General features: G+C 51.2%; 21 protein-coding genes and 1 riboswitch. Of the genes, 5 read left to right on the forward strand and 16 right to left on the reverse strand.

The window, feature by feature from the left end:
* Position 1 precedes the first annotated feature (1 nt).
* A complete protein-coding gene (locus tag OHJ21_RS11955) occupies positions 2–667 on the reverse strand; it encodes a response regulator (RefSeq protein ID WP_486020147.1) in 666 nt (221 codons plus the stop codon).
* Positions 645–2,366, reverse strand: coding sequence for a GAF domain-containing sensor histidine kinase (locus OHJ21_RS11960; RefSeq protein WP_486020148.1), 1,722 nt, complete (start codon positions 2,364–2,366; stop codon positions 645–647). The genes OHJ21_RS11955 and OHJ21_RS11960 overlap by 23 nt, the downstream gene beginning before the upstream one ends.
* 442 nt (positions 2,367–2,808) lie before the next feature.
* On the opposite strand from OHJ21_RS11960, the gene OHJ21_RS11965 reads away from it, so the two are divergent.
* A complete protein-coding gene (locus tag OHJ21_RS11965) occupies positions 2,809–3,090 on the forward strand; it encodes a CD3324 family protein (RefSeq protein WP_006211013.1) in 282 nt (93 codons plus the stop codon).
* Between the two features lie 143 nt (positions 3,091–3,233).
* Here OHJ21_RS11965 and OHJ21_RS11970 read toward each other — a convergent pair whose 3' ends face one another.
* The 3 genes from OHJ21_RS11970 to OHJ21_RS11980 all read right to left on the reverse strand — a co-directional run bounded on the left by OHJ21_RS11970 (position 3,234) and on the right by OHJ21_RS11980 (position 5,916).
* Positions 3,234–3,770, reverse strand: coding sequence for a hypothetical protein (locus OHJ21_RS11970; RefSeq protein ID WP_100537845.1), 537 nt, complete (start codon positions 3,768–3,770; stop codon positions 3,234–3,236).
* A gap of 20 nt (positions 3,771–3,790) precedes the next feature.
* Positions 3,791–5,281: an amidase family protein gene (locus OHJ21_RS11975; RefSeq protein ID WP_486020149.1), complete on the reverse strand. Its 1,491-nt coding sequence runs from the start codon at positions 5,279–5,281 to the stop codon at positions 3,791–3,793.
* A gap of 221 nt (positions 5,282–5,502) precedes the next feature.
* Positions 5,503–5,916, reverse strand: a complete 414-nt coding sequence (locus OHJ21_RS11980) for a DUF4183 domain-containing protein (protein WP_100537847.1) — start codon at positions 5,914–5,916, stop codon at positions 5,503–5,505.
* A gap of 426 nt (positions 5,917–6,342) precedes the next feature.
* On the opposite strand from OHJ21_RS11980, the gene OHJ21_RS11985 reads away from it, so the two are divergent.
* Positions 6,343–6,912 carry a DUF4183 domain-containing protein gene (locus OHJ21_RS11985; RefSeq protein WP_486020150.1) on the forward strand — a complete coding sequence of 190 codons (570 nt, stop codon included), beginning with the start codon at positions 6,343–6,345 and terminating at the stop codon, positions 6,910–6,912.
* Between the two features lie 62 nt (positions 6,913–6,974).
* On the opposite strand, the gene fucU is transcribed toward OHJ21_RS11985, so the two are convergent.
* The 4 genes from fucU to OHJ21_RS12005 form a co-directional block, all read right to left on the reverse strand.
* Complete coding sequence (gene fucU / locus OHJ21_RS11990) at positions 6,975–7,403, reverse strand: L-fucose mutarotase (RefSeq protein ID WP_486020151.1); 429 nt, start codon at positions 7,401–7,403, stop codon at positions 6,975–6,977.
* An 84-nt stretch (positions 7,404–7,487) separates the two neighbouring features.
* Positions 7,488–8,999: a rhamnulokinase gene (locus OHJ21_RS11995; RefSeq protein ID WP_486020152.1), complete on the reverse strand. Its 1,512-nt coding sequence runs from the start codon at positions 8,997–8,999 to the stop codon at positions 7,488–7,490.
* A gap of 77 nt (positions 9,000–9,076) precedes the next feature.
* On the reverse strand, positions 9,077–9,736 hold the full coding sequence (locus tag OHJ21_RS12000) for a class II aldolase/adducin family protein (RefSeq protein WP_100537851.1): 660 nt from the start codon (positions 9,734–9,736) through the stop codon (positions 9,077–9,079).
* Positions 9,737–9,762: 26 nt separating this feature from the next.
* On the reverse strand, positions 9,763–11,556 hold the full coding sequence (locus OHJ21_RS12005) for an L-fucose isomerase (protein WP_127592273.1): 1,794 nt from the start codon (positions 11,554–11,556) through the stop codon (positions 9,763–9,765).
* Positions 11,557–11,759: 203 nt separating this feature from the next.
* Here OHJ21_RS12005 and OHJ21_RS12010 point away from each other — a divergent pair, with 203 nt between their 5' ends.
* A complete protein-coding gene (locus OHJ21_RS12010) occupies positions 11,760–12,617 on the forward strand; it encodes an AraC family transcriptional regulator (protein WP_486020153.1) in 858 nt (285 codons plus the stop codon).
* A 97-nt stretch (positions 12,618–12,714) separates the two neighbouring features.
* Here OHJ21_RS12010 and OHJ21_RS12015 read toward each other — a convergent pair whose 3' ends face one another.
* Positions 12,715–13,098, reverse strand: a complete 384-nt coding sequence (locus OHJ21_RS12015; protein WP_486020154.1) for a 2Fe-2S iron-sulfur cluster-binding protein — start codon at positions 13,096–13,098, stop codon at positions 12,715–12,717.
* A 225-nt stretch (positions 13,099–13,323) separates the two neighbouring features.
* Here OHJ21_RS12015 and OHJ21_RS12020 point away from each other — a divergent pair, with 225 nt between their 5' ends.
* Entirely contained in the window at positions 13,324–14,598 is a 1,275-nt protein-coding gene (locus OHJ21_RS12020) for a stalk domain-containing protein (RefSeq protein ID WP_486020155.1), read from the forward strand.
* 227 nt (positions 14,599–14,825) lie between these two features.
* Here the strand turns inward: OHJ21_RS12020 and OHJ21_RS12025 are convergent, their stop codons facing one another.
* A complete protein-coding gene (locus tag OHJ21_RS12025) occupies positions 14,826–15,302 on the reverse strand; it encodes a C40 family peptidase (protein WP_100537856.1) in 477 nt (158 codons plus the stop codon).
* 3 nt (positions 15,303–15,305) lie between these two features.
* A riboswitch (cyclic di-AMP (ydaO/yuaA leader) is annotated at positions 15,306–15,436 on the reverse strand.
* 260 nt (positions 15,437–15,696) lie between these two features.
* On the opposite strand from OHJ21_RS12025, the gene OHJ21_RS12030 reads away from it, so the two are divergent.
* On the forward strand, positions 15,697–16,224 hold the full coding sequence (locus tag OHJ21_RS12030; RefSeq protein ID WP_326120249.1) for a hypothetical protein: 528 nt from the start codon (positions 15,697–15,699) through the stop codon (positions 16,222–16,224).
* Positions 16,225–16,620: 396 nt separating this feature from the next.
* Here the strand turns inward: OHJ21_RS12030 and OHJ21_RS12035 are convergent, their stop codons facing one another.
* From OHJ21_RS12035 to OHJ21_RS12055, 5 genes are read right to left on the reverse strand one after another with little or no spacing between them, the layout of a single operon-like run.
* Positions 16,621–17,574, reverse strand: coding sequence for an ROK family protein (locus OHJ21_RS12035; protein WP_394055005.1), 954 nt, complete (start codon positions 17,572–17,574; stop codon positions 16,621–16,623).
* A gap of 35 nt (positions 17,575–17,609) precedes the next feature.
* On the reverse strand, positions 17,610–18,296 hold the full coding sequence (locus OHJ21_RS12040; protein WP_127592287.1) for a copper homeostasis protein CutC: 687 nt from the start codon (positions 18,294–18,296) through the stop codon (positions 17,610–17,612).
* A 29-nt stretch (positions 18,297–18,325) separates the two neighbouring features.
* The gene (locus OHJ21_RS12045) at positions 18,326–19,786 is read right to left on the reverse strand and encodes a leucyl aminopeptidase family protein (RefSeq protein ID WP_486020157.1); all 1,461 of its coding nucleotides are present in this window, start codon (positions 19,784–19,786) and stop codon (positions 18,326–18,328) included.
* A 38-nt stretch (positions 19,787–19,824) separates the two neighbouring features.
* On the reverse strand, positions 19,825–20,814 hold the full coding sequence (locus tag OHJ21_RS12050; RefSeq protein ID WP_100537860.1) for an ABC transporter ATP-binding protein: 990 nt from the start codon (positions 20,812–20,814) through the stop codon (positions 19,825–19,827).
* Positions 20,811–21,815 (reverse strand): ABC transporter ATP-binding protein, encoded by a 1,005-nt coding sequence (locus OHJ21_RS12055; protein WP_100537861.1) that lies wholly within the window; start codon positions 21,813–21,815, stop codon positions 20,811–20,813. The genes OHJ21_RS12050 and OHJ21_RS12055 overlap by 4 nt, the downstream gene beginning before the upstream one ends.
* Positions 21,816–21,820 lie beyond the last annotated feature (5 nt).

Here is a 21,820-nt window from a genome sequence, read left to right on the forward strand (position 1 = left end):
CTTATACGATTCCATGCTTGAGCGCATAAATGGCCGCCTGTGTCCGGTCGGCAACCCCCAGCTTATCGAGCAGATGGCTGACATGGGTTTTAACCGTCTTCTCGGTGATGTAAAGCGCTTCGCTGATTTCCCTGTTGTTCATACCCGATGCAATCAGCTGCAGCACCTCCTGCTCCCGGCGGGTAAGTTTATCCAACTGCGCAGCCTCTTCCTGATGGCCGGACGCGCTGGTCTCATCTGCTCCCGCCGGCGATGTAACATGTGTCATGAGCAGGCCTGCCGCATCCGGATGCAGTTCGACTTGGCCTTCATTTACACGCCTGATCGCAGCCACCAGATCCTCAGGCTCGATATCCTTAAGAAGATAGCCGCGTGCGCCTGCCCGAATGGCTGGAAGAACATGGTCATAATCGATAAACGAGGTCAGCACGATGACTTTAATGTGAGGCTGTTCTTTTTTTAACCGTGCGGTCGTATCGATTCCGTTGAGGATCGGCATATTCAGATCCATTAACACGACATCGGGATTTAGATGTTTGGCCGTCTCCAACGTCTCCTCGCCATTCGCGGCTTCGCCAACCATCTCGATATCCGGCTGCGACGCCAGAAAAACCTGTAGCCCCCGGCGCACCATGGCGTGATCGTCAGCGATCAACAATCGGATCATCCGTTATCCCCCCATTCTCTGTTGATCTCACTCTTATGGGCAGCGAAACCTCAATGATGGTTCCCTCTCTGTTCACACTGTATAGACGGAATTGTCCTCCGAGCGATTCGGCCCGTTCCCGCATGCTGGACAACCCTATCGAATGTCTTGTCAGCTCGTTCAATCGTTGCTTGGTAATCCCGCGGCCATGATCTTCGATCCGAAGTTCGACTTCATTGTCCTGCAGGGTTAATACTACCGTTACTTCCTTTGTATCCGCATGCTTGCTAACATTGTTCAGCGCCTCTTGACCGATCCTCCACAATGCTTCTTCCACGATCCGGGGCAGGTCCCGTATCCCGCTGATATGTGAACTTACATGGAGCTTCAAACGTTCGCCGTATTGTTTCAGGCCTGTCATAAGCCCTTCCTCAAGTCCGGGTGGGCGAAGCTGCATGATCAGTTCCCGCATTTCCTTCTGCGCGCTTTGCGATAACGACTGAATATCGTGGATCGTGTCCTGGAGCAAGCTTCTCTGCTCATTAGGCTCCGCAGCAAGCATACTCCCTACACCCTTGGACATCATCACCAGCGAGAACAGGGTTTGACTTACCGAGTCGTGCAGGTCTCGGGCTAGACGATTTCGTTCATCCATTCTTGCGAGCTCGCGCCGGTTCTCCTCTAGACGAATGCGCTGAAGTGTCATACCGATATGTTCAGCCAGTGCCTCAATCACCTCCCTATCCGCCCGGTACGAATTCCCATGATGATCGTACCCTACCAAAAGCAGTCCAAATGAGGTGTCCCCGGCAGCCGCCAGCGGAACCGCAACTGCTCGGGGGATGGATGAAATCCATCCCTGTTCCACCAATAGATCCGCAAGCCGCTGCGCGTCTTCAGCACTGAGGACCGGATCCTCAGAGACCCTTCCCTTGCCAGAACGGGTTTGAGGAGTTTCAGCAAGCCGAAATTTAGCATGGGGCAGCGTTGTCTGCCCTCCGCTGTATAGGGCACGAAGTGTCATTTCATTGCCGATTGGCTCCAGCAATGCGGCAACCGGCCAGTCAAAATAACGGCCCATTAAACTCATGACTTGCTTCGTTAATTCGGCCCGATTAACCGCTTGGGAAGCATAAGCACCGAGAGCGCTGCTATATTCCCCAAGCCGGGCAAACAAATCCGCACGGCGCTGCTCAGCTGCGTAGAGCCGCATGCGCTCAATGGCGCTGCCAATTTGGTAGGCTACCGATTCCAGCAGTGCCAGTTCCTCTTTGGTGAAATGCAGCTTCCCGGGTGCAGCCACATTCAGTACGCCGAACCTGCGGCTGCCGGATCGCAGCGGAACGGTTGCATGGTGGGTTATGCCTTCTGTATCGCCCCATTGATACCGAACGGCGTTATCCAGACGCTTGCAATTCAAAATGTTCACTGCATTTTTCAGACGTCCGTCATCGTAACGCTCCAGGCACCAGCAGCTGCCGCATCTCATGGGTTCATTATTATCCCGGCTCAGGGCAGGTGGCAAATTCCGGCTGGCTACGAATTCATGCGTTCCCTGATCTTCCACCAAGAACAGCCAACCGGTCGTAAGTCCCGTTAGCTCCAGCAGCTTGGCAATAACAACGTCCAGCATGGGGGCAAGCTCATTGGACTCGTTCAACGTTTCTGCGATCGTCTTCAGCGTGATTAACTCCTGAATATGCGGATCGTGATTGGACATACACGAAAGCTCCTTCTTTTTTTGCATTCTGAAGTAACTATATTATATAATCCTGTCACACACCATCAAAATTCCCTATGAGTCGTTCGGGTTTTTCTCAGATCGTTCACCTCATGAATTTTGGTAAAAAACAATTAATATTGTTTTATCTCTTGCAAATTTCCATCTACATATGGCTTAATATAGAAGTCGGGGCCGACGAAATGAGCTGAAAGGAGGCTGATTGCAATGATTCAGATCCGTGAGGTGGTATTCGCGTAAAGCGAATATCCGTTAAATGGGAGCCCGCTGCGGGCTCCCTATATCTATTTTTAAATTCAAAAATCCAACAAATCCAAAAAAAAAACCAATTTCACGAAAGGAGGAGGGCAAGCATGATCAATGCAATTGTTTTGAAACTCAGCGATAGCTTAAATATGTATACAGAAAGAGGAGGGCATCGATGGGCCATTACAAGAACGGAAGAGAAGTGCTTCCCCCCGAGCTGCTGCAGCAAATTCAACAGTATATAGATGGAGAATTACTCTACATACCGAAACAGAGCGAGCAAAGAGCCGGCTGGGGAGAGTTAAGCGGTTCCAAACAACGCATCGAAAGTCGAAATAAAGAAATGTATCGCGCTTATTGCAAAGGACGGTCCATTGAGGAATTGGAACGGACCTACTTCCTGTCTGGAGAAAGCGTGCGCAAGATCATAAGTAAACTTACCCGCGTAGGGACCTGAATCGATGAGATTTAACGGTCTGCATACGGATTAACATAGGACTGTTCCCCTGGGGCGCAGTCCTTTTCATTTTATATGAACGTTACTCCATCACAGAAAATACCCGACTGTAGGCGAATCTACAGTCGGGCATTTTTTATACCCTAGTGATCTTCCCGCTTCTCCCCCGCGATGTCCCAGCGATGGCGAAATTTCTCCAATCTCGGGTGCAAGTACGGCGGCTCGGACAAGAGGATTAGCCTCAGCTTCACGATCCATTCCTCGAATGAAGAAAAGGATGCAAACACATTAGCTACTTCAGGAGTCAGGATCAGAAAATGGGGACTTCCGTATTTCTCTACCAGATGACGAAGCGCGGTATCGATCGGCGTGTATTTCTTCCGTTTCGACTCGAAGGGTTCAATCACAACCGATGATCCCCCATGCTCCTCTACCCATTCCTGAAGCTGTTTCTCCCGCTTGTAATAAGGGCTTACCGGCTCCTTGAACATCCGCCTTGCCGTCTCTTCATGCAGCGGATACAACACCAATTTTACAAATGACCGCTCTTCTAAAATGGCAGCCGCCTGCTCTAAATCCTTCTGGACCTGCTCAAAGAGGTCATAAAATATTAAGGTTCCTTTGGTTGTGGGCTTCGGGGGCTCGTAACCGTAAGGAACATACTCCAAATTGCGCGGCATGATGGAACATCACCTCTCTTTTACTCTGACGACTGGGATGACAGCTTCGGTGGTACGCGATGCTGGGTAGCCTGCTCAAAGCCGTAGGCTAATTGGATCAGCACGGGCTCGCTATATGCCGTCCCGATGAACGTAATGCCCTGTGGACCCTTCGTGATATATCCTCCCGGTGCTATGATGCCCTTCTCGGCATAACCGCCGGGAACGGTTACCGATGGATACCCTGCCCGGGCAGCCAGATCCGGTCCATATTCATTACCCAGAAACAGCAGGGCGTCCAGCTGATACGCCTGCAAAGCATGGTCAATCCCTCTCGCTCCCGCCATTTCTTTGTTCTTCTGCTTGCTCTCAAGATACGCTTCTTCGGTCAGCGTGCCGCTCGTTTCCTCGGCCCAAATTAATGTGCCCTGTCCATATTTCAAGGCAATATCAGCGTGTGCCTCATTATAAGCGATAACCTCGGCCAACGAATGAACCGGCAGGGACTCATCCACGTTTGCCAAATAATCATTGACATATTTCTTGAACTCATAGCGAAGGACATTAGCATCCCATTGGGTATCCTGGCAGGGCAACTCCACCGGATCAATAATGGTGGCTCCTTGGTCCCGCAGCACTTCAATCGCGGACTCAATAATATTTAGTCTATCCCGATCGAGGTGCTTATAGTAGTATCGGGGAATCCCGATTCGAGCTTTCCTCAAATAACTCGAATCCAGAAACTTGGTATAGTCCTCAACCCTTTTTTGAGGATTTATCTGGGTCACTTCGTCCAGATCATCGCTTCCCGCGATCGCGCTAAGCAGAATCGCGGCATCTTCCACCGTTCTGGTCATTGGACCTGCCGTATCCTGCGTATGGGTGATGGGTATGATGCCTGACCGGCTTACCAGTCCGATCGTCGGCTTAATGCCAACCAGACTGTTCTGGCTGGAAGGACTGATAATCGATCCAGATGTTTCCGTCCCGATGGCGGCCGCGGCCAAATTCGCCGCCACCGCAGCACCGGAGCCTGAGCTTGAACCTCCAACAAACATTTCGCCAGGGCCGTAGGGATTTAACGTAAGCCCATGTCTTGACGAGAATCCTGCCCACATCGTCGGTGACATGAAATTCGCCCACTCGGTCATGTTGCTCTTGCCCAAAATAACAGCACCCGCCTTACGCAGCTTCGCTGCAACATAGGAGTCTTTCGTGGCAAACGAATCGGCAAGAGCGATGGAGCCGGCGCTCGTATGCAGCCGATCCCCGGTGTCGATATTGTCTTTAAGCAGGATGGGAACTCCGTGCAGCAATCCTCTTGCACCCTGGTCCTTGCGCTCCCGATCCAGCTGCTCGGCAATTTGCAGCGCTTCAGGGTTCACCTCAAGAATCGAGCGGAGAATTCCATCGTATAACCTGATCCGCTCCAGATACAATTGAACCAGCTCTACTGAAGTCATCCAACCCTCTGCCATCGCATGCTGCATATCCGAAATGGTTGCTTCCACAATCCATGATTTTTTATCCATGATCCTATATAGTCCCCCTGACTTATCTTTCTGACCTTACGGTAGGTGGTGGGGATTAATGTTTCATATTGTAGCCCCCAAACGTTTCATGTTCTTAATGAAATTCGGGATTCAGGCGCAAAATTCCTCTAATCTATGTAACCTTGAGCCATAAACAAGGGTTACCCCTTTCTTCTTGATTTAGGGGCAACCCTTGGTTTATAGCCGCTTCGATTCTATTGTTAACTAATGATCGTAATGACCGGCGCCGATATCGTCGGCTGTGTCGTGATCGCGGATGCTGTATTCGTGAAACTGGCGATTTCCAACAAAACCGGTATTCCCGCTGGAACATCCGTCGTATCGAGCACCAAGCTGGCAGTTGTTAATGTCGATAAGGCAAGCTGTTGCAGCATGCCGTTAATATACACATTAAAGTATTCTGAACCTGTCAACGCGGGGAACGCTGTCACGGCTGCTTCGGCATCATCAACAAAGCTCGTAGCCGGCATGGTAATCGAGTCTGCTCCGATCATAGCTTCATCTATCAGAGCAAAGTAACGGGTTACAGCTGGCGTTACCGTTGTTGTGATCGTTCCGCCTGTTGCAACGGGAACCGTTGCGACAGCGGTAATGATAGGTTTAATAACAGGCATATCATCACTCCTCCTAATTAGGGATGTTAAAACTATGAGACTGTGCCACATTATCATTAAATGTTAGTTTTTGAGTTTTGATTCTGGCATTCTCCCTATTAAAGCAAAAATAAATTAGAGAAAGGCATATGATCTGGTCAATATATCCGTAAGCAAAGGATATATGTCCACTCGACTCCCCCTTCAATGACATAAACTAAGTACATACATTCATTCGGGGCGGTGATAAGACTGAAAACTCCCGTGATAAAACGGAAGCGATATCCAAGATTAAAATCCACTCAACAACGCAGGAACCACAAGAAGCGCAAATGTAAACATGTCGTATCACCTGGCAATAGAAAAAAAATCCGACCGTGCAAATACAGGCCCGATCATTCAAGCATCATCCCATCTGAATGGTCGGAAAGACAACGGGGAAGGAGCTTGGAGGGATTACCTGGATTACCTGGTCAGCCGGGTAATCCAGGACTTCAAGGCGTTCCAGGCATTCAAGGGCCTCCAGGCACGCCAGGTCTTCCGGGATCCGCCGGACCAGCAGGCATTCCAGGTCCGATAGGTCCCCAAGGGCTGCCGGGTACCCCGGGGATTCAAGGCATTCCCGGGGCTCAAGGCATCCCGGGTCCTGCAGGTCCTCCAGGTCCCCCAGGGCCGCAGGGCATCCAAGGATTACCGGGAAGCGTGATTGTGCCGGAGATCATGGTGCTGCCGACCACGCTTCGTTATTTTTACGTATTGATGTCCGAGGTTAGTCTGGATGCTCCCTTCGCCATTTCTGCCCAGCAATTTACGGATGATGACGGAAATCCATTTCAGAGCATCGAGGTCGGTCCGAACACCTCCTCAACGGTTTATATCAACGGCATGATTCAGGAAGGCCGAATATACACACTCTCGTCGGAAGCATTAACCTTATTTTCTCCCGGCGATGTGCTCCTGGCCGGCACCCCGATTTTGCTGGAGGTTTTGTATCTCACCGTTCAGGTGGTGGCTTGAGCGACGCGGCACAAAGAACCCCGCTGCAGCCGGGCAGCGAGGTTCTTTGCATTTCATGTTATTTAAATGACAACGCCTTTTTTGAGGATAACATTTGCATACAGCGCTTTTTCGCCTGTCGACACGATAGCATACGCATTTTTTGCCCGTTCGTAGAACGAGAATCGATCTACCTCATCAAATTCTATGGGCACGGCGTGAAACTGCTGCACGATCTCACGGTATTCATCCCAGATTGGAGTTTCCACGGTATCCCCCGGCGTCACGGCCATTAGCGCTACCGGGGATTCAACATACGTATCCAGCGGAAATAACGGCAATATCGCGTTTAATAACGCAGGAATCCCGTGTCCGTCTGCCCGGACCAACCGCTGGGCATGACTGGCTGCCGGAAAATTGGTATCGCCGAGCACAATTTCATCCGCGTGCCCCATCTCCATTAGAATCTTCAGCAGCTCAGGAGAGAGCACATGAGATATGCCTTTTAGCATGATATGACATCCTCCTCTATCGAATTAAAATGTAAGGCTTGGATATGTCAGGAGAACATCATTCTCTCTTAGAATCCCTTAACCTCACTGTTGTACCTGCTGCTGTTCAACAAGGGTCTTGTAATGTTGGTATGCTGCCTCCCAATCCTCGTTGGACTCAGGCTCGTACCAGGCAAGCGGAAAAGACCGCTTGACGAGCTCTACGCCCTCTTCCCGATTGCGCAATGTGCCGTTCGCCACAAATTGAACCAGCATGTTCCCGATGGCACTTGCTTCGATCGGTCCGGCCCACACCGTTCGGCCCATGGCATTGGCCGTATACCGGCATAACAGCTCGTTTTGAATGCCTCCGCCAACCATATGGAGCCCATCGTAGCGCTGCCCTGTAAGTACCTCTATCCGTTCAAGTACTTCCCGGTATCTTAGGGCCAGGCTCTGCAGTATGCACTGGACATACTCTCCGGTGCTATGCGGAATGGGCTGCCCGGTCTCCCGGCAGTAATCCCGAATTTCAGCTGTCATATCCGCCGGATTCATGAAGCGCAGGTCATCGGGGTTTATGAAGCTGCGGAACGGTTTCGCGTCCTGTGCGAGTTCAACCAGCTCTGAAAAAGAATACGTCAATCCTTGATTCTCCCATTGCCGCTTGCACTCCTGAAGAATCCAGAGGCCCATGATATTCTTCAGCAACTGAAAGGTTTGATAAGCTCCACCCTCATTGGAGAAGTCTTCTTTCAGCACGTCCGTATGGACAAGCGGCTCCGGAAGCTCTGTTCCGAGAAGCGACCAGGTTCCGCATACAAGATAGGCAAAACGGGATGTGTTCGCCGGAACGGCTACCACGGCGGATTCCGTATCATGCGATGCTACAGCAATCGCTTTAATTGCCGGAATGCCCAGCTCTTGCGCCACCGTATCCTGCAGTCTGCCGATCACGGTTCCCGGCTGTACGGGTTCAATGAACAGGGATGCGGGAAGCCCCAGCTCCTCCATTAAGGGTTCATTCCACTTGCCTTCTGTAACATGATATAGCTGAGTGGTGGTTGCCATGGTGAACTCGCATGCCTGGACCCCGGTCAGAAAATAGTTCAGCAGATCCGGAGTGAGCAGAAACTTATCCGCAATGTCCAGCATCGGGGATTTTGACTTTCGCATCGCATTTAACTGGAATATCGTGTTAAACGGCATGAATTGCAGACCGCTTTCTTGAAACAGACGTTCTCTCCCGACCTGCTCGCAGGTTTCCTCCACCATGCCTTCCGTGCGCAGATCCCGGTAATGATAAGGAACTCCGATGAGCTCCCCGTTACGGTCAATCAGTCCATAATCGACGCCCCATGAATCGATGCCATAACTGACCGGTTGATGGCCGGTCTGGAACGCTTTACGGATGCCATGCTTCACCTCCTGCAGCAGCATCGGGAAATTCCAGTGCAAATGCTTTCCCATCTGGACAGGTATATTGGCAAAGCGGTGAATCTCCGTAATCTTCAGCATGCCGGGGGAGTCATGATCAGAAGCGGTAATTTCGCCCAGCAGCGCCCGGCCGCTGCTGGCCCCCAAATCAAACGCAAGCACCGCAGATGAATTACTCATACGCCGCATCCTTCCTCACCTTTAGTACGATACCTATTCAAATTCCAACAACCCGAGATCTGAACCTTAACCAACATTTATTTCATCTTCTGCAGAAGCTGAATACGATAATCTTCGCTCTCCAGTGCAGCGATATCATCTACTTCCTGGTCCGTCAGCGGCACCGGCGTGCCGGCCGCCTTGGCGCTCAGATAAATTTTGGCGCTCTCTTCAACCACCTGGGTTCGGTAATACGCTTCGCGCAGATTCCGGCCGGTTGTGACCAGTCCATGGTTACCAAGCAGTATGGAACTGGCCATCGTCACTTTCTCCGCGACGGCATCTGCCAGCAAATCTGTTGTCGGAATGATGTAAGGAATGTATGCCGTACGTCCAACCAATGCCGCCTGGTCCGGGAACATCACCGGCAGTTCCTTCTCCACCAACGTAAAGGCAATGCAATGGGATGGATGTGTATGCACCATCGCCCCGATATCGGGGTTGCTGCGGTATCCATACAAGTGCATCAGCACTTCGGACGAAGGTCGTAGACCTATATCGGTAATATCGCCGGTTGGGATATCCACTTCAATCCATTGCTCCGGCTCGATCTCCTCCAGCGCAAAGCCGCTCGGGGACAAATACATTTTGTCCCCGGCTCTCGCGCTGATGTTTCCTCCCGGTCCTACAACGAGTCCGCTGTCGACGATTTTTTTGGCATATTTGCAGAGCTCGTTTCTCGTTTCTACATTCAGCATGATTCGCTCTCCTCTCGAATATGACCTTATTTATATAGAGGACCGAAGTTCTGGCAAGCGCGGAAATCGGCGCTCTCCGGATCGGATGTTCCGAACATTCCCCATGCGCGTGGACGGAACACCTCTTCGGCGGGCACATTATGCATGTTGACCGGAATACGCAGCACCGAAGCCAGCGTGATAAGATCTGCTCCGATATGTCCGTAACTGATCACGCCATGGTTAGCACCCCACTGGTTCATGACCTCATAAACGCTTGAGAACGCACCCTGTCCTGTAAGATTCGGTACAAACCAGGTCGTTGGCCATGTCGGGTCGGTACGCTTGTCGAGCGTGTCATGCACCTCCGCCGGCAAATCCACGGAATAGCCTTCAGCGATTTGGAGCACGGGACCAAGCCCTTTCACCAGGTTAAGACGGAACATGGTCATCGGCATGCCGCCGCGCGTCAAGTAGTCGGTCGAGTAACCGCCTCCCCGGAAATACTCCAGGTTAGCCGGTCTCCACTGTGTGGCCTTGAGCGTGCGATCAACCTCTTCATCCGTGATCTCCCAGAACGGCTTCATAGCCGGTTTGCCGTCTATCTCCTGCTCGCCCGTTCCATCCAGTGCAGCCGAGCCGGAATTGATCAGATGCAGGATGCCGTTCTCCGCTTTGCCTTCCAGCTTATAGCCGGTAACCCGTTCCACCGAAGCCGGACTCCAGTACGTCCGCACATCCGCAAAAATCTGTGCCGTATTGGTCAACAGGTATCCGAACAGCATGCCGACTCCATTGAGGCTGTCATTCTCCGTTGCCACGATATATGGCGAACGTCTGCCGTTCCAATCGAAGGAGGAATTGAGGATGGTCTCCAGGAAGTCACCGTTAGGGGAATGATCCGTCCACTGGCGCTGACCTTGGAATCCGGAAGCTATAGCGCTGTGGCCCTGAGCTTCCTCTTCGAAGCCAAGCTCCTTCAGACGCGGATTGCCGATCATCAAATCGCGGGTGATCAACGTCATTTTAACGACGGTTTCCCATTCCAGATCCTTGCGCTCCCGGCTGTTCTGGAGATGATCCGGGTTGTTATCCGGTCCTTCCGTACAGTTCTCCTTCACCCAAGCAAGCGCCTGCTCATACTCTTCAGGGTCATAGATGCCTTCTTCCAAACGGCGCGTAAACTCGCTCATGTCGACATATTCATTCCGCATGCCCAGATACTCCTGGAAGAAGCTGTCATCCACGATCGAGCCGGCGATGCCCATCGACACCGAGCCCATGGACAAATACGATTGTCCGCGCATATAAGCTGCAGCCAAGCCGCTCCGTGCAAAACGCAGAAGCTTCTCTTGAACGTCATCCGGAATACGAGTATCCCCCTCATCCTGAACGTCTTCGCCATAGATGCCGAATGCAGGAAGTCCCTTCTGCGCATGCGCAGACAGTACGGCAGCCAGGTAAACCGCGCCTGGACGTCCTGTTCCGTTGAAGCCCCATACCGCCTTCGGACGCGAAGGATCCACATCCATAGTCTCGGTGCCATAACACCAGCAAGGCGTAACGGTTATGGTCAGGCCGACCTCGGCATTCTTGAATTTTTTGGCAGCCGCAGTCGCTTCGGCCACTCCGCCAATGCAAGTATCCGCAATCACGCATTCAACCGGCTCGCCGTTCGGATATTTGAGCTCCTTCGTCAACATCTCAGCGACGGCCTTGGCCAGATTCATGGTCTGTTCCTCGAGAGATTCCCGTACCCCTCTCCGTCTTCCATCTATCGTAGGGCGAATGCCGATTTTCGGAAATCCGTCCCGCCATCTGTAATCGTTTTCAATTGTCATGTATGTCACGCCTCCCTATAAGGAATATGACATCATTGTAAGATTAATCGGTGCAAGAGATAACCCACTATTTTGTTATATCGAATCTTAATTTCAGCAAGACAGTGAACCATTCCGAACAGCCGATGTAAACGATTTCCGCATCGAAGGGCGTTTTGCATTATAATAGGTAGAGGATGTTGCTTTCCAGGAGGGACCAGAACGTGCCAAAGATTGAAATCTCGCATAGCAAAAGCGATCACTTCCGCTTCATTAAAAATCCGCAGCTGCTCTTTGCCGGGCAGGTCGTGGACGAGGACTTCTTTTATGGACCGCCGCAAATTCATGATTTTTGCGAGATCATCTATGTAGTAGAAGGACGCGGAGAATTCACCATTGCAGGAAAAATATACGAACTACACAAAGGCGATGTCGCGATTTATAATCCCGGCATTCCTCACGAGGAGAGATCCATCACGGACGGGCCTTTTAAGGTGATCTACTGCGGCGTGGATTCGCTTCACATTGAAGGGGTTCCCCAAGGGATGCTGCTCCCGGCTTACGTGGAGCCGGTCATATCCTGCGAGAAATACGCTTATAAAGTGGAGAGCTATCTTTCCGAGATCCTCCGCGAATGCGATTCGCAGGTACTGGGGTATGAAACGCTGAGCACCAACCTGCTGATGTCATTGATTACCGTGATCTATCGCATTGTGGATGTTAAACACCAATTCCAGTCCTTGAAGGGCAAGAACGAAATCGCGCTGCGGACCAAACACTTTATCGACACCAATTATACCCAGAGCATCAGTCTCAAGGACATCGCCGATACGATGTATGTCAGTCAGCATTATTTATCCCACCTGTTCAAAAAAGAAGTCGGCGACTCCCCCTTCAATTACTTGATATCCCGCCGGATTGAAGAGGCCAAGCGCCTGCTGGCAGATTCCGAAATGCCGATCCATGAGGTTGCTTCTCAAGTGGGTTACGGCAACGATAAGTATTTCTCCATGTTATTCAAAAAAATTACCGGTCAAACGCCGAGCTCGTTCCGGGAACAGAGCAAACTGAGCATGGAGTAAAGCATTAGCATTTTGATCTTTCCGAGCAAAGCAGGCAGCCGTTGTGGTACGGCTGCCTGCTTTTTTAGTATGAAACGGCAATCTGCCTTCGATGTCGTCAAAAATATGGGGCATGCTTGATTTTGATGGGACCGACCGCTTCGATCTTGCTCTGGCATCCCAGTCGATATCCTTCTTCAATCTCCTCGGGATCCAGGCGTCGTTCTTCAGCCAGATTGGGATCGGACAAATACTCGATTCCCTCCACCACCATGCAGCGGCAGCGGGCACAAGTTCCTCTTTTGCAAAAAGAGTTCCAGTCGACGTCATTCCGCTCGGCCAAGTCAAGCACCGTCATGCCTAGAACGGGAGCCACGCTGCGCTGAACTTCGCGGCCTGTAAGCTCAATGATCGGATCCTGTACGGCTTCGATCATCTCTTCCGCTGCCGGGTTCAACGATTTATCTCCCCCGCCCTTTTTGTTTTTCCAGAATTTAAACACGCGTTATCCCCCTATGCATGTAATCATCAGGTTATGTAAGAAATCCTCCATTTATTATACTGGAAAGTTTTAAAAATCAACATGCTTACTCTTATCTATTCTATGACATTGACATCACGAAATTGGAACTCTATGAAAATTTTGCTATACTAGCGTATGCTAGACCAAATTCCATATTCTATGAAATCATTCTATTATTTAATGGATCGGAGGAAATACAAAAGCATGCTGCATAAACGAATAGGAAAAACAGCTGTCGCTGCCGCTCTTGCCTTATCCTTTATCGGAACCGCACCCCATATCGGTCAGGTACATGCTGAGCCTGCCATTTCGGTAAAGCTGGATGATGTGACACTAACCTTCGATGCGGCTCCGCGGGTAGACAAAGGGGTCACCTACGTTCCATTCCGGACGGTCGGTGAAGCACTGGGCATTCAGATCACGTGGAACAGCAAGACGCAAACCGTCAAGGCTATAGGCAAGGTGAAAGGTCAAACGACGGAAGTCCTGCTTCAGGTGGGAAGCACGACGGCGACCGTCAACGGTAAAAAAGTAAAGCTTGCAGCTCCTCCAGTCCAACGGGAAGGCCGCGTGCTGATCCCGCTTAGCTCTTTCAGCAGCCAATTCGGTGTCGACGTCGGCTGGAATCAGGCGACTCGCACGGTCTCTCTCGTATCGCCCCAGCGCGAAATGCATTTGAGAGCCTTCTATGCTTTGCAATCTTTCCAAGAACGGGATCTCGTGGGATCCATGAATTCAGTCGCTTTTGGCTGGAGCCGCATCGATCGTGATGGCCAGTTTACGCTTCAAGGCGACGAGTATCGTCTGCCAGGGGCGGCCGGCGACGTGACCCCGCAATCGATTGTTGCGGATGCGGCGGATCAGGAGATTAAACCGTACCTTATGGTTTATGCTCTGGACGGAAACGGAGAATTAACCAAAGTCCTGAGCGACAGCAGTCTGCGCGAAAAGTCCATTGAAGGCATCACAACCGCGGTTGCCGATAACGGGTTCGGCGGCGTTGTGCTTGATTTTGAAGGACTCGGTTTTAAATTGGATGCCGTGAAGCAGCAGAAGCTGCTCAATGATTACGTCAAGCAATTGAAGGCGGCATTGCCAAATGACATTGCCCTGTCCTTAGCGGTCCCGCCATTGAATAGCGCCTACAAAGGCTATGATTACAAGACGCTGGCTTCCATCGCTGATGATCTCATCGTTATGGCTTATCAGTACAATCCGGTCGGAACCAAATCTCAGGTTCCCGAACCAAACAGTCTGGTGGACCAAGCGATCCAGTTGGCACTCCAAGCAGGTGTCCCGAAGCAGAAGCTCCTGCTCGGCATCAGTTTAAGCAGTGAAACCGCCACTTCCGTTGACGATAAGCTCGGCTTGGCCAAGCGTTATGATCTGAAAGGTGCTGCTTTCTGGCGCCTTGGCTTGTTCCGTCTCTATAATAATGGAATAGAAGCTGCTGTGAATGCCTCTGTTGTTAAGGAGTAACCGAACAACCTCTGTGGGATGATAGACTTATCGTAAGAAAAACGTCTATCGACGTACTTTCACAGATGACAGACCGCAGTTAATAGATGTTTTTCTTCCGATATCAGCAAGTCACAAGCTTTCGAAGTTTATACTTTCTGATATCTAAAAAAAGAAAGCCTGACAAGGGCATCCCTTTGTCAGGCTTTCTGGTTATGTATCGAACCCTAAACTGCAACGTAATCCAATTAGCTTGCGCTTCCTACCAGCTTCGCATAGTTTTCTTGACTCAACACACGACGCGCCGTGACATAACGCGGCTCGTAATATGAATCGCTAAGCTTGCTGATTCTAACTCCCTTGCTGCTGGAAGCATGCGCAAATTGTCCATCACCAATGTAAACGCCTGCATGGGAAATTCCGCTGCCACTTGTATTGAAGAATACCAAATCTCCGACCCGCAGATCTTCGCGATCCACATGTTCACCGGCTTTAGCCTGGCTTTGGGAAGTGCGTGGAAGATCCATATCAAAATTTCTAAACATGTACAGAATAAATCCGGAGCAATCAAACCCGCTGGTAGTCGTTCCGCCCCATTTGTATGGAGTTCCTACCAATTGCTTCACTTGATACTGAAAATTCGGTTGTTGATCAGCAAATGCTGATACGGCACCAGAAGAAAAAATAATTGCAGACCCTAGCAAAGTGATGACAAACTTCTTCAAAATATGTTCTCTCCTTCGATGCCTACGGAGTTAGCTAAAGGTTCGGTTGAAGGTTCCCTATACTCTATATACAAGAGTAATTCACCCAAGACGGTTCCCCCGTTTTCACAAACGAAATTCGGCAAAATTCATTAACGTTTTGTAACCTTCTCTTAATATAGTATACAAGCAAGGATGCTGTCAATAATATCCTAAGAATCTATCGTTTTATGTTTGGAACTGTCGTAAAGATGGTTAATTTCAGGCGTCCATTTGTTAACCATCTCACACAGTCATGACAATTATGTAACTCTGCTTTCCTGTTCGAACTGCTTTTTTTAGTAATCTAGCAACTTTTAACAGATTTATACGTTTACATATTCAGAAATGAAATTAAAGAGGTGATCGATCACTTATGATTCAAATTACGATGGCTGAAGCTTTGGCTGTCCGGGCAGCAATCAATCGTCTCATGAATCAATTGATGTCGGAACGCTTGAATAACAGCAGCACGATCATTGAAAAAGGGGAAACGGCGGAATATCCTGCACGCAGCGTGGATGCCATTACGGAAGAGATCGAAGCCGCCGCGGCGGATTACAGAAAGCTGGATTTGCTGATGGCCATCTCCAATACAACGCAAACCATTAGCTGGAACGGCTCCGACATGACCATCATGGAAGCGATCGAGCTGGCCAAACAGATACGCAGCGATATCGGACAGCTTGCTCATCTCGGCTCCCGCAAGAAGCTGGAGCGGCAGAGCAGCCGTGGCAGCGGAGACGGTGCCGTAACGCTGTTCAACGTCGCCTTATATGATCCGGAAGCCTATCAGGCGCAAGCGCGCAAGAAGGAACGCGAAGTAACCAAGCTCTCTTCACTGATTGAACATGCCAATCATACGTCCATGATTACGTTTGACGCATCGAAGTACATGGAGTAGCGGCAGCCGCCGGCTCCAAGCCTGCAGGTCACTCCACATGCGGGTTTGGAGCCGGCGGTTTCCGCCGGCGGGCGGGAAAGTGCGAGCAACCGCTTATTGTTTGTCGGATACAAACAAACCTAACCAGGAAACCAAAAACTCGCCTCCAGTGAAAACGGATGACGGCTTACGGTTCACGCCTATCACTTGTCACATGTTACGGACTTATAACGAAAAAAATGATCGCTCCGTTTCCCGCTCTCTCCATAAATAATTGGAAAGCCGCCCTTGAAGGGCGGCTTTTGTCTAATTCGCTTAAGCTCGGTTAACATGAAACTATGTTGCCGATCCGAACGCTTTTTATCTAACCTCTATTTCATTCTTTATCCTATCCGTAACGTTCTCTTTACACATAGGCTACTGGAACAAGGCCGCAGCTCCAACCAGACCCACATCGTCCCGAAGTCCTGCAGGAACGATTTCGTACGTACCCAGATAGGATGGCATGACCAGCTTATCTGTCATTTCCCGCAGCTGCGGGAATAGAAGCTCGCCTGCTCTGCTTACTCCCCCTCCAATCACGATACGATCGGGGTTAAAACTGTGAATGACGTTAACCAGACCAAGCGCCATGTAATAAATAGCACGATCGATGACCTCCACAGCGACGGGGTCATGAAGACGTTTAGCCTCGAATACATGCTTGGCGTTGACGCCGGCCTCGGCTGCGGCCAGTTCAGAAATTACGCTGGGCTGGGTGAGCATCCGCTGGGATGCTGCCAAACCGATGGCCGTTCCTGAAGCAAATACCTCCCAGCAGCCGTGGCTGCCGCAATTACACTGCGGACCGCTCGGATCAATGATATGATGCCCAAGCTCCCCTGCAAAAGAACTGCTGCCCAGGAACAGCTTCCCGTCCAGCACGATGCCTGAACCGATGCCTGTGCTTAGCGTCACGTATATCATGTTCGTCGACCCTCTTCCGGCACCTCTTACATACTCTCCCCATGCAGCTGCATTGGCGTCATTCAGCACCTGAACCTCCGTATGCAGATCGCGTTCCATCCAAGCTTTGAGAGGAACATTGGTCCATTCCGGCAGATTCGTACCATGAATGACAATTCCCTCCCGGCTGTTAACCGTTCCGGGTGAAGCCATGCCTACGCCTCGAAGCGGGTGACCGCCCGACACGCTGCGAATCATGTTCGTAATTCGCGCGACCACTTCTTCGGCCGTACGCGCACCCGCTGTCTCCATTTGCTCCCGGTTCAGCAGCTGTCCTTCGGAATCAAAGAGCGCTGCCGCGATCTTCGTACCCCCAAGGTCAACGCCAACCACAAATTCTTGCTGTTTATTCCATACGGTTTGCAATTTTTGTTCACCTGTTTCCGATAGGTTTGCTACTTCTATTGATGTAAGCTGTCAGCCAATGATCGCAGCTCAACCGGATCAATGGGCTTCAGCCCTGATCGACCGTACCGGACGGCTGAGCCGAAATGCACCTCGCTCACACCGGTCTGGTCGATAAAATCATGTATGATTTCCCACTTCAGGCCATTACCAGCCAATATTTTCAGCTCACTGCCTGCCGTTTGTTCTACAAGCTCCCGAATTCTTGGGATGGCTTGCGGTGCAGGCTGCGGTCCTCCCGACGTTAGGACGCGGGTAACGGACGGGTATTTCTGCAAGGTACGCAGCCCTTCGAACTGATCCTCCAATTCATCAAAGGCCCGATGGAACGTGACCTGCATATCACCTGTCCATTCCAGCATTTTGACCAAGGAGACCTCGTCAATCTTCCGTTCCGGAGTCAGCATACCAAGCACTACGCCAGCTGCACCTGCCTTGCGGATCGCCTTAACCTCCGCGATCATGGTAGCAATATCATGTTCATTGTACACAAAGGATCTGCTATGAGGTCTGACCATGACATGAACAGGAATCTGAACGGCTTTCACAACCTCTTCAACGAGCCCGATTCCCGGCGTAAGCCCGCCTTCGGTTATCGCCGTGATTAATTCCAGACGATCCGCGCCATTCTTCTCTGCCGTGATGGCATCATCCACACATGTTGCGATAATTTCTAGCAGCATCGTCGTCACTCCTTACTGAAGTTGATTCTTTAAGCATGGAGAAACTGCTTCTCCACATAATCCGCCAACAATCTCGCGCCATATCCGGTAGCCCCCGCTGCGGAATGGGGGAATTCCCGTTTATACTGGACCGTGCCCGCCATATCGATGTGCACCCATTTCATGGAATCGGCCACAAAATGCCGGATAAACAGCGCGGCCGTTATAGCGCCTGCCAACGTTGACGTACCGACATTTTTCAGATCGGCATAATCGCTTCTAAGATCCGATTCGTACTCATCCATCAGCGGCATAGGCCATAGGCGCTCTCCGTTACGCTCACCAATCTCAACCAAATCGGCCGTAATCTGTTGATCGCCCCAGATGCCCGCAATTTCCAAGCCCAGTGCGGCTCCGACATTACCGGTGAGGGTTGCGATATCAATCACCTTATCTGCGCCAAGATTCGCAGCGTGCAGCAGGGCATCCGCAATGATCAATCTTCCTTCCCCATCCGTATTCGCGACCTGAACGCTTAAGCCATTCGGATAGTGAACGACGGAAGAAGGAAGCATCGCATCCGGTCCCGATAAATTATCCGCAACGGCTATCAGCGCCGTGACTCGTACCGGAGCTTTTTGCGATACCAGAATATCCATGGCACCCACGACGGCTGCAGCCCCGCCCATATCCATACGGGCATCGCTGATGTCTCGGCCAATTTTGACGTTCATCCCGCCCATATCAAAGGTTACGCCCTTGCCGATGAGCACAATATGAGGGCTCCCCTTCTCGGAATCCACTCCATTATAGGAAATCTCAATCATGGCAGGCTCATATTTACTTCCAGCGCCCACAGCGATTAGTCCGTTCATCTGCCGGTCATGGAGCTCTTGTCCGCGATACACATGAAGCTGAACGGGTGCCTTCTTGAAGCGATCCTCGACCACTGCAACGAATGCTTCCGGGTTTAACGTTTCCGGAGATTCATTCACCAAGTCTCGAGTGAGCTGCGTCCCTTCGATTCGGATTCCTGCCGTCTGTATGATGGCTTCCAGGTCTTTACGGGAAAGCCCCTGCCAATCTTCTTGTCGAAGATTTAGGGACAGGGCTTGCAGATTGGCCGTGACCCCGCGATGCTTATTGAATTGATATAATCCGTACATCCAGCCTTCAACCCACGCCTGGAGTTCTTCCTCCTCCGAAATCCGGGAAGAACCCCTGCCATCCCCGTTTGTTGCCCGGACCAGCACTGCGCTTGATTTATTCTCCTTGAGCAGCGCTCTCGCGGCTGAAGCGCCCGTTCTGCGCACTTGCTCCAACGTGAGGTTCGAACGCTGCCCCATGCCGACAACGAGATCGTCCGCTTCTTGATCGGAGCGGCCATAGAACCACGTTAGCGTCATGCTATGTTTACGAGATTCCTTTAAACGAAAATGAGACTCCTCGCCCTCATAAACCACATATATCGAAGTTTCTGCCAATGAAGCTTCATCGATTGTGATGTTCATATCGAGGCTTTCCCTCCTTTATAAGAGAATCAACACCGTTATGCGTTTTTCATGATTTCTTCGTCATATAAATGGCAAGCCACCTGATGCCCTGGCTCAACCTCACGGTAAGCAGGCGTGATCTGTTTGCATACTTCCATGCAGGATGGACAGCGTGTATGGAAGCGGCAGCCTGTCGGCGGATTCACCGGACTCGGCAGATCGCCCTTCAGAATGATCCGTTCCTTCTTCTGCTTCGGATCCGGAACGGGCACCGAGGACAGCAGCGCTTGAGTATAAGGATGCAGCGGGCGATCGTACAGCGTATCCTTATCAGCCGTCTCCACGAGCGCGCCCAGATACATGACGCCGATCCGGTCGCTGATATGCTCAACCACGCTGAGATCATGGGAGATGAACAGATAAGTCAGGCCGTACTCCTCCTGAAGATCCTGCAGCAGGTTCAGCACCTGCGATTGGATGGAAACATCCAGCGCGGACACCGGCTCGTCGGCCACGATCAGATTCGGACGCACGGACAGCGCTCGGGCAATGCCGATCCGCTGACGCTGCCCGCCGCTGAACTCATGGGCAAAGCGTTCGGCGTGGAAGCTGTTCAGTCCGACCGTTTCCAGCAGCTCACAAGCCAATTTATCCCGCTCTTTGGTGCTCAGCTTGGTATGAATCAGCAAGGGCTCCGCGACCAGTTCTTTGACCTTCATTCTTGGATTAAGGGAAGCATAAGGATCCTGGAAGACCATCTGCATATCTTTCCGCAGCGGCCGCATCTGATTCTCGTTGTATCCGCTAATATCGGTTCCGTTAAAAATCACTTCGCCGCTATTCGGCGTCAGCAGACGGGTTACCAAGCGGCCGGTGGTCGATTTGCCGCAGCCGCTCTCGCCAACCAGACTGAAGGTCTCGCCCTTATGGATTGCGAAGGAGATGCCATCCACGGCACGAAGCTGCTTGGATGTACCGAAGAACCCCTTTTTTACCGTGAATGATTTCTGCAAATTCTTTACTTCTAATAGAGGTGTTTCTTTCATGCGGTTTCTCCTCCCTTCGAGTGACCTTCTTGTGTCAGCCAGCAGCGGCTCTTACGATGCTCCTCATGTGCGACAGGGAGAAGCTCCGGCTCCTGAGAGAGGCACTGCTCCATCACGAACGGACAACGCGGAGCAAACTTGCAGCCTTTCGGCATGTTCCTTAGATCCGGCACATTCCCTGGAATGGATTCCAAACGGCGCACCTTTTGTCTAAGCTTAGGCACCGAGTTAATAAGTCCTTTGGTGTACGGATGCTGAGGATTCTCAAACAATTCCTCGACTGTCGCCTCTTCCACGACTCTGCCTGCGTACATGACAACCACCCGGTCGCACATTTCCGCGACGACGCCAAGGTCATGGGTAATGAGCAGCATGCCCATTTCCTGTTCGGTCTTGAGTCGATTCATCAGATCAAGGATCTGAGCCTGAATCGTAACATCAAGGGCGGTGGTCGGCTCATCCGCAATCAGCAGCTTCGGATTGCAGGACATCGCCATCGCAATCATGACCCGCTGCCGCATGCCGCCGGACAATTGGTGCGGATAGTCATCCACAACCTCATCGGCTCTCGGAATACCAACAAGTTGGAGTGAATCGATGGCATGCTGCCGCGCTTTCTTGCGGCTGTACCCCAAATGCAGCATAATGGCTTCCTCCAGCTGCTTCCCGATACGAAGGACGGGATTTAGCGACGTCATTGGCTCCTGGAAGATCATGGCCAGCTCATTTCCGCGATAGCGGCGCATTTCTTTTTCCGACATTTGCACGAGATCCTTGCCCTCAAAGCTTACCGAGCCCCCGGATATTCGGCCGGGCGTATCTTTAAGAAGCCTCATGATGGACAGGGAGGTTACGCTTTTGCCGCATCCGGATTCACCAACGAGCCCGAGCACTTCGCCTTTATTGATGTGAAAATCCACTCCTGCTACGGCAAGCACCGATGAGCCATCGCGTTTGAACTCGGTTTTGAGACCTTTTACTTCAAGCAATGTTTGCGTCACGATCT

The sequence above is a fragment of the Virgibacillus sp. LDC1 genome, assembly GCF_025792345.1.
Classification (GTDB): Bacteria; Bacillota; Bacilli; order Paenibacillales; family Paenibacillaceae; genus Paenibacillus_AQ; species Paenibacillus_AQ lautus.

Coding starts and splice junctions, on each gene's coding strand:
- OHJ21_RS12020 (WP_486020155.1), top strand. CDS start 13,324: ATGCTGCATAAACGAATAGGAAAAACAGCTGTCGCTGCCGCTCTTGCC.
- OHJ21_RS11970 (WP_100537845.1), bottom strand. CDS start 3,770: ATGCCGCGCAATTTGGAGTATGTTCCTTACGGTTACGAGCCCCCGAAG.
- OHJ21_RS12000 (WP_100537851.1), bottom strand. CDS start 9,736: ATGCTGAATGTAGAAACGAGAAACGAGCTCTGCAAATATGCCAAAAAA.
- OHJ21_RS11995 (WP_486020152.1), bottom strand. CDS start 8,999: ATGAGTAATTCATCTGCGGTGCTTGCGTTTGATTTGGGGGCCAGCAGC.
- OHJ21_RS12040 (WP_127592287.1), bottom strand. CDS start 18,296: ATGCTGCTAGAAATTATCGCAACATGTGTGGATGATGCCATCACGGCA.
- OHJ21_RS12050 (WP_100537860.1), bottom strand. CDS start 20,814: ATGAAAGAAACACCTCTATTAGAAGTAAAGAATTTGCAGAAATCATTC.
- OHJ21_RS11980 (WP_100537847.1), bottom strand. CDS start 5,916: ATGCCTGTTATTAAACCTATCATTACCGCTGTCGCAACGGTTCCCGTT.
- OHJ21_RS11965 (WP_006211013.1), top strand. CDS start 2,809: ATGGGCCATTACAAGAACGGAAGAGAAGTGCTTCCCCCCGAGCTGCTG.
- OHJ21_RS12045 (WP_486020157.1), bottom strand. CDS start 19,786: ATGAACATCACAATCGATGAAGCTTCATTGGCAGAAACTTCGATATAT.
- OHJ21_RS11955 (WP_486020147.1), bottom strand. CDS start 667: ATGATCCGATTGTTGATCGCTGACGATCACGCCATGGTGCGCCGGGGG.
- fucU (WP_486020151.1), bottom strand. CDS start 7,403: ATGCTAAAAGGCATATCTCATGTGCTCTCTCCTGAGCTGCTGAAGATT.
- OHJ21_RS12030 (WP_326120249.1), top strand. CDS start 15,697: ATGATTCAAATTACGATGGCTGAAGCTTTGGCTGTCCGGGCAGCAATC.
- OHJ21_RS11975 (WP_486020149.1), bottom strand. CDS start 5,281: ATGGATAAAAAATCATGGATTGTGGAAGCAACCATTTCGGATATGCAG.
- OHJ21_RS12005 (WP_127592273.1), bottom strand. CDS start 11,556: ATGACAATTGAAAACGATTACAGATGGCGGGACGGATTTCCGAAAATC.
- OHJ21_RS11960 (WP_486020148.1), bottom strand. CDS start 2,366: ATGTCCAATCACGATCCGCATATTCAGGAGTTAATCACGCTGAAGACG.